Source organism: Marinobacter sp. UBA2688, assembly GCF_002352785.1.
GTDB classification, from domain to species: domain Bacteria; phylum Pseudomonadota; class Gammaproteobacteria; order Pseudomonadales; family Oleiphilaceae; genus Marinobacter; species Marinobacter salarius.
Map to the genome: position 1 here is coordinate 45,952 of NZ_DELU01000023.1, position 12,038 is coordinate 57,989.

Below are 12,038 nucleotides of genomic sequence, written 5' to 3' on the forward strand. Positions count from 1 at the left end.
ACCCGCCAGTGGCGGGCCAGTTGCGGATCTGCCCTGGTACCAATGCCCGCTTCATAGGCCTTTGCCACTTCGGACATGCTCAGCTTGTCGCCAGCCTCCGCTGCCCTCAGATACCACTCGAAAGCCTTCGAATCGCTCTGTGCCGTGCCTTGCCCGGCTGCGTGCATATTGCCCAGGTTATACATACCCTGCCGACTCCCCGCTTCGGCAAGCGCCTGGTAACGTTCGAACGCCAGATCGTACTGGCCCATCTTGTAGACGGCATAGGCCTCCAGGACCTGGATCATCTCCCGAGCCACGCCCATCTGCTGATCCGGCTCGGCACTGTTTGCCACTGTCGGAGCTCCGGTGAACAGCAGCAAACTCACGGCTGCAATGAGCGATGTTCGAACGGACCTCATGGCAATCTCCGCGTTCGGTGATAATGGCGATGTTCCGACCGTAACACGAACACATTCTGCGGTACCTGACCGGAAAGTTCTGAAACCCTGGCACTTTGGTACCATGGAAGAGCCGTCGACAACCTCGATAAATAAGGCTGTCACCGGCCTGTGTAGTCGAGTAAAATCCGCACTTTTGAAAATGAAATTGAGGCAGCGTAATGGGCAGAGCCTATCAAAACCGCAAAGACTCCATGGCCAAAACGGCCGCCGCCAAAACCAAGGTCTACAGTAAGTACGGCCGCGAAATCTATGTGTGCGCCAAGTCCGGCGGCCCGGACCCGGATGCAAACCTCAGCCTGCGTGGCCTGATCGACCGTGCCAAGAAAGATCAGGTGCCCGCGCACGTCATTGAGAAGGCCATCGAGAAAGCCCGGGGTGGCGCTGGTGAGGATTTCTCCCCTGCTCGCTATGAAGGATTCGGCCCCGGCAACTGCATGGCCATCGTGGATTGCCTGACCGACAACCCCAACCGTACCTTCGGCGACGTACGCCTGGCGTTTACCAAGACCAAATGCAAGATCGGCACCCAGGGCAGCGTCAGCCATATGTTCGATCACTGCGCCATTCTCGGCTTCAAGGGCGACGACGAGGAAGCGGCTCTGGAAGCACTGATGATGGCGGATGTGGATGTCACTGACATTGAGCACGAAGAGGGTATGATTACTGTGTTCGCGCCCCACACCGAATACGCCAAGGCGCGACAGGCACTGCAGGAAGCGTTTGAAGGCCTGGAGTTTGACGTAGACGAGATCCAGTTCCTGCCCCAGACCACCACCACTGTCGAAGGCGACGACATTGAGCTGTTCGAGAAGTTTATGGACATGCTGAACGACCTCGATGACGTCCAGAATGTTTACCACAACGCAGTCATCGCAGACTGACGGGAGCAACACCTTGGCCAGGGTCGTCATACTCAAAACAGGTAATACCTACCCGTCCCTTCTGGAGTCGTTCGGGGATTTCGATAACTGGTTTTTGGCCGGGCTGGATCCGGAGCTCGACCTTCACGTAGTCGATGTTACGGTTGACGACCTACCGGGCAAACCCGGGAATTGGGACGGGATCGTGGTGACGGGATCACCGGCCATGGTCAGCGACCGGGCGCCCTGGAGTGAGTGCACTGCCGCGTGGCTGGCTGAGGCAGTGACGGAAGAGGTGCCAGTTCTGGGGGTCTGCTATGGCCATCAGCTGCTGGCCCACGCTCTGGGTGGTGAAGCGGGTTATCATCCACGTGGCCGGGAAACCGGCACCCATCAGGTAGAGTTGCTGGACGCTGCGATGGATGACCCTCTGTTTAAGGGGTTGCCCCAAACATTTCCGGCGCAATTGACGCATCGGCAATCCGTACTCAGGTTGCCGGAGAATGCCGTTCTCCTGGGCCGAAACGAGTTCGAACCGCACCAGGCCTTTCGTGTGGGCCGCTGCGCCTGGGGTATCCAGTTCCACCCGGAATTCTCAGCAGAGGTGATGCGGGCCTACCTCAAGGTGCAGGCACCCGATCTGGAAAAGGAAGGGCTCGATGCCAAGGCTCTGATTGAGAATGTGATCGACGCGCCCAACGCCACGTCCCTGCTCGGTCGGTTCTCCCGACTCGTGCTCAACGGCCTGCCAGTGGACCACTAATCCAGTATGTAGGCGGTTTTCTCCAGCGCATTTTCCTCTTCGTCAATGAAGCGGAATTCGTTCCAGCCAATGCGAACCAGGTCGTTACTGTTCAGGCGCTGGCGTCGGTCAATCCGCAGTTCGTTCACAAACGTTCCGTTGGTGCTGTTCTGGTCGGTGATGTAATAGTCCACCGTACCCTCCAGATAGGCATTGGGCACCGCCTCGATCAGCGCATGATGGCCACTGACCGAAATCTCGTCGATGCGAATATCGTTATCGCCACGCCTGCCGACATGAATCTCCGGCTGCTCCAGCTCAAAAGTGGTCACCACAACGTTGTCCACCAGTTGGGAAAGTGACGCCATACAGGCCTCCTCCATTAATTAAGAATCAACAGTACAACGGACACATTGTCGGCCGCCTCGTTATCCAGGCTCGCATCCACCAGCGCCCGGACCTTATCGTCGGGTGTTTCGCACGTAGACATCAGCGACAGCCATTGGTCCTCCGGCAAAGCCCCCGTAAGGCCATCGGAACAGAGCAGTAAGGAATCTCCAGCTGCCATCCGCACGCGGCGGAAGCTGGCAATGGCCGTTGAGGCGCCAAGCGCCCGTGTCAGCACATTACGAAAAGGCACATGGGGCACGTCATCAGGGCGGATGCTGCCGTCATCCAGCATGTTCTGTACCACGGTGTCATCCCGGGTCTGGCATGCCAGCTCTCGCCCTTGAACGAGATAGCAGCGGGAATCCCCCAGGTGGGCAAGGTGAGCCTCACCGTCAATCACCCACGCCATCACCAGCGTGGTCCCCATTTTTGCCAGGTCTGCATCGGCAGCCCTTTGATCGGCAATTCGCTCACTGGCCAGGTTGATCGCAAACTGTATGGCGTCGTCCGGCTCCTCCGGCACACCTTCATCCGGCGACAACCAGGGCACCAGCACTTCCATCACCGTGTCTACGGCTATACGGCTGGCCACTTCCCCGCCGTGGTAACCGCCCATGCCATCGGCAACCACAAGCAGCACCTGCCGGTTATCCTCGCTGACCCGCCAGTCAATAGCGTCCTGGTTGGCTGTACGCAACGCCCCTACATCCGTTATGCCAGCCACCTGGGGATTCATCACGATGCTTCCTCCCTTGCCTCACGGCTCGCCTGTCTTCGCAACGCTTCCGCCATGGTGGCGGCACTCAGGAAGCGCTTGTCAGGCTCCCGTTGTATGGCTTTATTAATCAGACGGACAACACCGTTGGGGAGTTCCGGGTTGAACTCGCGGACACTCCGTGGGCGCTTGTTCAGAATCTGGTAGGTCAGGTTGGCCAGGGTATCACCCTGATAGGGTGTTTCCCCGCACACCAGTTTGTACAGCGTGATTCCCAGGCTGTAGGTATCGGTGGCGCCAGTCACTTTCTGGCCCTTGAGCTGCTCAGGGGACATATACAGTGGGCTGCCCATGACACTGCCGGTGCGAGTCCGGGAGTCGTCGGAGATCTTGGCTATGCCAAAATCGGTAATCTTGATCTCACCGTTGTCCGGGTTGAAGATGATGTTACCCGGTTTGATATCGCGATGAATGATCTTCTGGCGATGCGCGTAATCGAGGGCATCCGCCACCCGGGCGACGATATCCAGCACCTTCGCCAACGGCAGTAACCGCCCCGGCTTGCCAAATTCACTAAGCGGCCTGCCCTTGGCATAATCCATGGCGATAAACGCAAGGTCGGCCTCTTCCCCGACATCATACACGGTGACAATTGCCGGATGGCTGAGGCGGCCCGCCGCCTCGGCTTCCCGAAAGAAGCGTGATTTCAGGTCCCGCAGCTCGTTGTCCTCAAACGCCTGGTAACTGAGCGTCTTGATAGCCACGGTACGGGCAATCTTGGGGTCCTTGCCGAGATAGACCACGCCCATGGCGCCCCGCCCTATCTCGCGCTCGATCTCGTAGCGGCCCAGGGTGGGCCGGCTGACACTTTGCTCGGGCATGACCAGGGTTCGGGTACTGTCAAAGCCACCGGGAGAAACAACGGTTGCCTCGGTGGTCAGGCTCCCGAGTGCCGCCAGGCGTTTTTCCACGTCCCGATACTTTCGCTTCTGCTGAAGAATCTGCTGGTAGGTGGCTGACGCGCGGTCATACTGCCGCTTGCGCTCCTGCTGAATGGCGATGTCGTATTGCAATGCCAAGGTATCTTCGGTGGGCGGGCATTCAGCCAGCACCTCCAGCGCCTCTTCGGGCTGTCCCTGTTGCAGCAGCAGACGACCAAGCCGCGTGCGGGCTACGCGGACATTCTCCGACAAGGCGACGATATCCCGCCTCGGTTGCAGCCAGAACAGCATGATGACATAGCCGACCATCAGCAGGGTCACCACTTCACCCAATGGCAGCCAGGCGCTCTGATAGAACATGAACGCTGCTTGCAGAACCACCAGTGCCCCGGCAATCAGTAACAGCACCGGCAGCGCGACCGCTCCACCCATTCTGGGAACTGCAAGTACCAGGATGAGTGTCGACACCATCAACCCGGCACGAATCGCCAGCGCCGACCACTCTGGCTCGACGAGCCCCCGGGCCTGCAGCGCTATTGCGAAGGCGTCCGGTGTCATATCCACAACCCGAACAGCATCCCCAATACCCTCAGGGTTGCCAAGAGCGCTGAACAGCACCCGATCCAACCAGCCCAGCAGTGGCAGCGCGTCACCCACAAACACACAAGCCAACGCCAGCACAACAATGAGCAGGCGCAGACTGAACAGACGGGAACCAATAAAAGCCAGTGAATTCACAGGAATCGTTATCGTAAATGATTGATCCAGCAAGTTTAGAAAGTGAACGCCGGCAGCGATAGTTCCAGAAGAACGTTTTTTGTAAGTGTTTGTTTACCTGGGACCACGATCACGTCGCGACCATTATTAACCCAGGATGACAAGGGTGTAAGGACGGCACAGGTTCCGGTGCAGTATAGTTTCGTCTTTGGACCTTTTCCGTCAGGAAGTACGACGATGACAGTGAAGTTACTGATCGGCCTGGTTATTCTGACCATCACAACAACCGGTTTTTACCACACATTGAAGCCCCTGCCGCCGGGGATAGGTTACGAGGGCACAGTCCATCCTCTGACGAATGCCAGGCTTCTCACCGACAGGACCCTGCATTTCGGCAACGAGGAACCGCGGCTGGACCAGGAAATTTTCGACGAGGCCCTCAACATGATTTCGGCGGCTCGCCGTTTTGTTCTGGTGGATATGTTCCTCTTCAACGGCACCCGCGAGGAAGGCAGCCGTCAGCGGCCATTGGCAAGGGAGTTGACTGACGCCCTGCTCAAGCAACGCAAGGCGAATCCGGATGTGCGTATTGTCGTTATTTCCGATCCCATAAACACCGTATACGGTGGTACGGTCTCGCCCTACTTCCAGCAACTAAGGCAAGCAGGCATTCCGGTAATAGAAACCAGGTTGGAGCGCCTTCGTGACAGCAACCCCACCTGGTCCGGCCTGTGGCGCTTCTGTTGTCAGTGGATGGGCAACTCCGCGACCGGGGGCTGGCTGCCGAACGCACTCGGTGAGCAGCCGGTCACCCTGCGCAGTTACCTGGCCCTCCCCAACTTCAAGGCCAACCACCGCAAGGTTCTGATCACCGACAACGCAGAGGGCTTTAACGCCCTGGTGACCTCTGCCAACCCCCACGATGGCAGTAGCCGGCACAGCAACATCGGCCTGCGATTCGGAGGGCCAGCCGTGGCCGATTTGCTGCTCAGTGAGCGTGCCGTTCTGGCGATGTCCGGTGCAGACACCGAGGTGGTGGACGAAATGATCAGCAGCCTGCCTCAAGCCGCAGCCGGCATCGCTTCGCTCGATACCATCCAGGTCGTCACAGAATCGGCCATAAGGACAACCGCGAGAGACATCATTGGCACCGCAAAGGCAGGCGACAGGCTGGATCTGGCCATGTTCTATCTGTCGCACCGAACGTTACTGGAAGAACTGAAAGAAGCCCACGAACGCGGTGTCGAAGTGCGGATACTGTTAGACGCCAACAACGATGCTTTTGGCATGGAAAAAAGCGGCATACCCAACCGGCAGTCGGCCATGGAGCTTAATGGCGCCGGCATTACCGTACGTTGGTGCAACACCGAAGGTGAGCAGTGCCACAGTAAATTACTGATCAGGCGCGACAGCCACGGCAACGCTCAACTGCTGCTCGGCTCGGCCAACTTCACCCGCCGCAACCTTGACGACCTGAACCTTGAAACCAGCGTACTCGTGCGCTCCAACGTGCACTCAGAGATCGTGCGCAAAGCGGCCGGCTTCTTCGATGAGCAATGGAACCACGGCCCGGGCGAAACACCGGTAATGAGCCTGCCTTACAATGCCTGGGCCGATGAATCCCGGATACGGTATTGGCAATACAGGCTGATGGAGGCAACGGGACTGTCCACATTTTAAGTTTCCGTCACCATTAGGAACCTGGGACGCCGAAAACGCGTGCTACTATTAGGTCAGCTTGAATGTCGGATGTAGCCGTCGGCTACATCGCAGGCAGCAACCGGAAAGACCGCTTCTTGAACGAAAATAACAGGAGAGTGTAATGCAAACCCTGAGAAACCATCTGCGGTACGTATCGTTTGTCATGGCCATCATGATGGCTTTCGGCTCCGTTTGGGCATCGTCCGCCTCGGCGGGCATGGTTGGAACCGGTGAACTGCTGACCGAGCAACGCACGGATCTGGACCGCCAGTCACTGCTCAACATGCTTGAGCGGGATGAGGTAAAGGAGAAACTGGCGGAAATGGGCGTTAGTCAGGAGCAGGTTGAACAGCGCATACAGAACCTGACGCCGGAGGAGTTGTCGTCGTTTGAGCAACAGTTGGCGGAGGCTCCCGTTGGCGAGGGCGTTGTCGGGATCATCGTTCTGTTCCTGCTGGTGTTCATCATCACCGACATGCTGTGCGCCACCAATATCTTCCCGTTCATCAACTGCATCCGGTAGCGCAATAGCTCCGTGATCCGTCCTACCCAGTTGCACCTGCTGCGAGTCGTTGTCAGTCTCTTACTGGCAACGATTCTGGCGGGCTGCGCCAGCCGCCCCCAATGGCCCGATACCCCTGCCCTGAACACGGCCGGTGTTGACCAGCGGAAAGTGCTGGACCATGTTCCCTTCCACGCTCAGGAACTGTACCAGTGCGGCCCGGCGTCCCTGGCCATGATGCTCAACAGCCAGGGCCTGAACACCAACCCCGCCGTACTGAAGGAGTTGGTATACCTGCCTGCCCGCCAGGGCAGCCTGAAAGTTGAAATGGTGTCCGCCGCCCGATCCCATGGCTTACTGGTCTACCCGCTGGACGGTTCGCTCAAGAGCCTGTTGGAGGAGATAGCCTCTGGCCACCCGGTGCTGGTGATGCAGAATCTGCGATTCGATTGGTGGCCACAATGGCATTTTGCCGTGGCGATTGGTTACGACGCCAGCGACCGCTCCATCATCCTTCACACCGGCACCCAGGAGCGGCACGAGCAGGCACTGGAAGTGTTCATGGCCACATGGGACCGCGCAGACAATTGGGCCGCGGTCATCCTGCCGCCCGACCGACTACCTGCAACGGCGCAGCCCCTGCGCTATCTGACATCCGCCAACGACCTGGAAACCACCGGCAGGACCATCGCTGCCACTGAAGCCTATCGAACGGCCGAACAGGCCTGGCCAGACCAGCCGGCTGCCATCATGGGGCAGGGAAACATTGCCTGGCAACAGGGCCAGGTGGACCTGGCCGCGCAACATTTCCTGAGACTGACCGCCAAATTCCCGAACCTGGCCGCAGGCTGGAACAACCTGGCCCACGCACTGGCCACCCAAGGCTGTGCCACGGCATCAAGGACCGCAGCGAGCTGTGCCAGCGCCATCGATCCAGAGCGTTTCGACGGCAATGTCCAGAACGACAGCGACAGACCCCGTCCCGTCGAGTGCCCTGCACTGGACTGCCCTACCCCGATTCACTGAATCTTCTGGAACAGCGCGACGTCCTTGGCCGGAACCTCCAGGCGCCACCCATACCTCCGGGCCAACCAGGCCATAGTGAACTCCCGATAAAACACAACGTGGGTTGGGTCCCGCCGGTAATGCCAGTTGGCAAATAACTGGTCGTCTGTCTGGAAGCAGGTCATCACACCCAACCAGCCACCCGGTTTCAGCAGCCTGTCCAGCCGACGGAACGTATCCGCCGGGCGATGAAGGTGTTCCACCACCTCCGTGCAGGATACGAAATCATACTGGCGGTCCAGAACAGACGTTTCCGGATGAAAGAAGGGATCATAGAGCGACATGTCCATGCCCGCTTCCCGCAGTATCCCGGCCAGCGCCGGGCCGGGGCCACAGCCAAAGTCCAGGCCGCGTGCACCCGCTTCCAGCCTTTCGAGTAACGGCCTGGTCATCTTCGAAAGAAAGCGGCGATAGCCCTCATCTTCCGGATGATTGTCGTGAAGGTTGTAGATATCCCTTTCCCGGCGCTCGTCCAGCCAGCAAGACGAGTCCATGACTGTGGCCTCACAGGTTTCACAACGATAATACGGTATGCCTTTGATGGTCTGGAACGGCACCAGTGAGCGTGTTTCACACACCGGACAGGGCACTTTCAATGGGCGATCTCCTGCAAAATCTAACGAATGTTTCATTGTCATTTCCGGCCATCACACCAGAACCGTGACCGGTGAGCAAAATCGACCCGAGCAACCCTGCCTATACTGGGCCAAGACAGAGTAAACAACTGTGCGCTGAACGCGACAGTTCCAGTTCAATAAGGCTACCTCTCATGGAACGAACGGTGGAAACGTCCAGCCCGATGGCGCTCGAAGTGCCGCTGATCTCGGCACGCTACGCCCGACAGTTTATTCGGTTTATGGAGCGCAAGGGCGTTCGGCGCCACGCCATCCTTGGAGATACCGACATTTCCAGCGATATGCTGGACGATCCCGATGCGAGTCTTTCCATGGGGCAGGTCCGGCAACTGCTGGGCAAGGCGGAGTGGCTGATGGGCGACGAGAGGGCGGCCTTCCAGTTCGGCCAGCAACTGGACCTCCCGGCCCACGGATTACTTGGCTTCGCCGTGCTCGGCCAGGAAAACCCCCGGCGACTGATCAGCATGATTGTACAGTACTTGCGCGTGGGCCTGCCGCTGATGGACATGGACCTCAGTTCAACTGGATCCACTTTCAGGATACAACTGATCGACAATTGGGGCCTTGGCGACTTACGCCCCTGCCTCACCAAAATATATATGGGCAGCATCCATCGAATTTCATCCCAGGTGTGCAATCACTTCTGTTTTGAGTTCGATTTCGACTCGTCCCTGGAACCCGAGCAGTGGCGCAGCATTGCTGCCGACTGCGAATTTCGCTTCAACGCTCCGGCGAGCCAGGTCACCATGCCTTTGTCCGGCCGACCTGTTCGCAACGACGATACCGGCCTGGAATTCATCCTGGCCAACGCCCGCTCACGAGAGCGGGAACCGTCAGAACAGGCCGATGAAACCGTCATGCAGGTGCGGGAGATGATCATGAGCCAACCGGGCCGCCCCTGCACCATGGACAATCTTGCACGTCGGCTCGACATGAGTCCCCGCACCCTGCGACAGCACCTGTCGACCGCAGGCACCTCATTCAGAGTGCTCAGAAACGAGATACGTCAGAACTTTGCCACTCTGTACCTCACCGATACAGTCATCCCACTCGATTCCATTGCTGAGAAGCTGGGGTTCAGCGACCAGGCCGGTTTTACCAAAGCCTACCGCTCCTGGACGGGCCAGACGCCCGGTGATGTCCGCCGGCAGGCCCGCGACCGTAAATAGCTCTCATCCTCAAAGTGCTCTCGCTCCTGATAGCCCGCACTGAATGATTTTCGGGATTTGAAGGGCGTCACGAAATTGGAATTTCCCCGGCTCTCTCTCCGCTTTGAACAAAAACCTTGCCGGCCTTAGCAATGACCCGAACCGCTCGGCGACGGCCTAATGGCACTGCGTGGAGATAGTAACCTCCGCGCAGTCATAAAGGGACACATTGCAAGACCGATACAGCAGTCCTCATCGGTGATTTCTGCATACCCACACAACAAAGATTGAAACCCTAGAGGACGAACTCATGAAACTCAGGAATCCCAACAAAAGCGTCCGCACGCTCGGTACTGCGATAGCAGCCGCGGCGCTTATGACCGGTGGTGGCAATGCCTTTGCCGAACCGGTGTCACTGGAACTGGAATTCACCTGCCCGTTCCCGTTGATTGGCGAACAGCCCATTCGAGCGCAAATCAGTGCCGATGTACCCACCCAGGCAACCGTGGGGCAACCCACACCAGAGTTCACGGTGGATGCCCTGACAACGGTGAATGAAGATTCCAGGCTGGGCCTCAAGCTGGTGGGTTCCGCCACCATTGAAGGCACCGCCACCAATGAAACCATTGTTGTCACGCCGAGCCGTGAGATTGACCTGACGGTACCGCTGACCATTCCCCAGTCGCCCATTCCCGATGAAACCGGCGAATTTACCGTTCCGGCTCAGGGCACTTCCCCGGCCATCACCTTCACCGAGGATGATGTTGGCGAGGCGGTCATCAGCATCGGTGGCCTTACACTCGACATGATCGCCCGTGTTGAGAACGGCGATATTGCGCCTGCGCCCATCGGCGAATTTACCTCCGAGTGTGTTCAGAACGCCGGCCAGGACAACATTCTTCAGACCGTGCAGGTGGTTCCCGACGAGCAGTTTGAACCCCGTATCGCGGTCAGCCCGGAAAACATCGACTTCGGCAACGTGCAGGCCGGCACCACCGCGGAAGAGGTGGTTACCATTTCCAACACCGGCCAGGCAGAACTTGGCATCAACAACATCAGCCTTGGTGGTGCGGACGCAGCAGCGTTCACCCAGACCAACAGCTGTACCACTGTTGCTGCCGGCGAAAGCTGCGACGTCAACGTCACCTACATCCCCGATGGCGAAGGTGACCAGAGCGCTACTCTGAGCATTGAATCCGGCGACGCCGAGAACCCTGTGGTGGACGTACCGCTGACAGGCACCAGCGTGCTCGCGCCCGTTCCGGAAATCAGCGTTACGCCTGCTAACGTCAGCTTTGGCTCGGTGATGCTCGGTGAAACTGCCACCGCACAGGTCACCATTGCCAACGAAGGCAACGCATCGCTGATGATCAACGCCATTGAGATCGCCGGTACCAACAGCAGCGATTTCACCCAGACCAACGACTGCACAACCGTGGCACAGGATGGCAGCTGTACCGTTGAAATCAGCTTCATGCCGTCTGCCGCCGGTGGACGCAGCGCGACGCTCAACATTGCCTCTGACGACCCTGAAACCCCGGACGTCTCCGTGGCCCTGAGTGGTCAGGGTAACGATGGCAGCGACGATGTGCTCGAGGTGCTTCTGGATCTGGAAGGACAGACCGACATCAACGCTTCCGGAAGCTCTCTGCCTCTCTCAGGCAGCATTGCAACGCAACTGGAGCTGGCAACCGGTATGTTCGAAGCAGATCTTGCGCTTGACCCCACCCAGGGACAATTCAAGATCCCGCTGCTGTTCAAGAGCTTGACGGCCAACGCGAAAGTGACGTTCGAACAGGCTGACATGACTACGGGCACGCTGATAGACGGCAACCTGACGGCCAACTCCTCGCTGTATGTGGAAGTACCGAAGGTAACCGTACGCCTGTTCGGCCTGAAGATTCCGGTAGGTGGTGGCCAGGATTGCCGCACGGCGGATCCGGTCAACATCGAGCTGGCTTCGGTGGAAGGCACCAACTTCTCGCTGTCCGAGGGCGGCAATGTGACTGGCAACTACACACTGCCTCCCCTGCAGAACTGCGGTCCGCTGACCGACGTTCTCAACCAGTTCCTCGCCGGTCCGGACAATGGCATTGATCTGACATTGACCCCGAACCTCTGAGGGAAGTAAGGGAGGCCCCCAGAGGCCTCCCGGTTTGCCGGCAGCCGCACTTTCGGG

12 protein-coding genes are annotated in these 12,038 nt (G+C 58.5%); 7 read left to right on the forward strand and 5 right to left on the reverse strand.

Going from position 1 to position 12,038, the window contains the following annotated elements; all coding sequences use genetic code 11:
* Positions 1 to 401: tetratricopeptide repeat protein (locus tag B3M52_RS11690; RefSeq protein ID WP_286749623.1), on the reverse strand; the 401-nt coding region annotated here is incomplete at its 3' end.
* Between the two features lie 200 nt (positions 402 to 601).
* Between B3M52_RS11690 and B3M52_RS11695 the strand changes: the two genes are divergently transcribed.
* Both B3M52_RS11695 and B3M52_RS11700 read left to right on the forward strand, forming a co-directional pair.
* Complete coding sequence (locus B3M52_RS11695; RefSeq protein ID WP_036204509.1) at positions 602 to 1,324, forward strand: YebC/PmpR family DNA-binding transcriptional regulator; 723 nt, start codon at positions 602 to 604, stop codon at positions 1,322 to 1,324.
* A gap of 13 nt (positions 1,325 to 1,337) precedes the next feature.
* Positions 1,338 to 2,066 (forward strand): glutamine amidotransferase, encoded by a 729-nt coding sequence (locus B3M52_RS11700; RefSeq protein WP_226909880.1) that lies wholly within the window; start codon positions 1,338 to 1,340, stop codon positions 2,064 to 2,066.
* On the opposite strand, the gene B3M52_RS11705 is transcribed toward B3M52_RS11700, so the two are convergent.
* From B3M52_RS11705 to B3M52_RS11715, 3 genes are read right to left on the reverse strand one after another with little or no spacing between them, the layout of a single operon-like run.
* The gene (locus B3M52_RS11705) at positions 2,063 to 2,413 is read right to left on the reverse strand and encodes an FHA domain-containing protein (RefSeq protein ID WP_075195860.1); all 351 of its coding nucleotides are present in this window, start codon (positions 2,411 to 2,413) and stop codon (positions 2,063 to 2,065) included. The genes B3M52_RS11700 and B3M52_RS11705 overlap by 4 nt on opposite strands.
* Positions 2,414 to 2,427: 14 nt before the next feature.
* A complete protein-coding gene (locus B3M52_RS11710) occupies positions 2,428 to 3,171 on the reverse strand; it encodes a PP2C family protein-serine/threonine phosphatase (protein ID WP_075195861.1) in 744 nt (247 codons plus the stop codon).
* Positions 3,171 to 4,829 (reverse strand): serine/threonine-protein kinase, encoded by a 1,659-nt coding sequence (locus tag B3M52_RS11715; RefSeq protein WP_036204500.1) that lies wholly within the window; start codon positions 4,827 to 4,829, stop codon positions 3,171 to 3,173. Before B3M52_RS11715 ends, B3M52_RS11710 begins: the two co-directional genes overlap by 1 nt.
* Before the next feature lie 216 nt (positions 4,830 to 5,045).
* On the opposite strand from B3M52_RS11715, the gene B3M52_RS11720 reads away from it, so the two are divergent.
* The 3 genes from B3M52_RS11720 (at position 5,046) to B3M52_RS11730 (ending at position 8,037) form a co-directional block, all read left to right on the forward strand.
* Entirely contained in the window at positions 5,046 to 6,488 is a 1,443-nt protein-coding gene (locus tag B3M52_RS11720; RefSeq protein WP_075195862.1) for a phospholipase D-like domain-containing protein, read from the forward strand.
* A 142-nt stretch (positions 6,489 to 6,630) separates the two neighbouring features.
* On the forward strand, positions 6,631 to 7,032 hold the full coding sequence (locus B3M52_RS11725) for a PA2779 family protein (protein ID WP_075195863.1): 402 nt from the start codon (positions 6,631 to 6,633) through the stop codon (positions 7,030 to 7,032).
* Between the two features lie 12 nt (positions 7,033 to 7,044).
* On the forward strand, positions 7,045 to 8,037 hold the full coding sequence (locus B3M52_RS11730) for a PA2778 family cysteine peptidase (RefSeq protein WP_075195864.1): 993 nt from the start codon (positions 7,045 to 7,047) through the stop codon (positions 8,035 to 8,037).
* Here the strand turns inward: B3M52_RS11730 and B3M52_RS11735 are convergent.
* Positions 8,031 to 8,708, reverse strand: a complete 678-nt coding sequence (locus B3M52_RS11735; RefSeq protein WP_075195865.1) for a class I SAM-dependent methyltransferase — start codon at positions 8,706 to 8,708, stop codon at positions 8,031 to 8,033. The two genes, B3M52_RS11730 and B3M52_RS11735, sit on opposite strands and share 7 nt — an antisense overlap.
* 137 nt (positions 8,709 to 8,845) lie before the next feature.
* Between B3M52_RS11735 and B3M52_RS11740 the strand changes: the two genes are divergently transcribed.
* Both B3M52_RS11740 and B3M52_RS11745 read left to right on the forward strand, forming a co-directional pair.
* On the forward strand, positions 8,846 to 9,880 hold the full coding sequence (locus B3M52_RS11740) for an AraC family transcriptional regulator (protein WP_174447640.1): 1,035 nt from the start codon (positions 8,846 to 8,848) through the stop codon (positions 9,878 to 9,880).
* A gap of 289 nt (positions 9,881 to 10,169) precedes the next feature.
* Complete coding sequence (locus tag B3M52_RS11745; RefSeq protein WP_075195866.1) at positions 10,170 to 11,981, forward strand: choice-of-anchor D domain-containing protein; 1,812 nt, start codon at positions 10,170 to 10,172, stop codon at positions 11,979 to 11,981.
* Positions 11,982 to 12,038 lie beyond the last annotated feature (57 nt).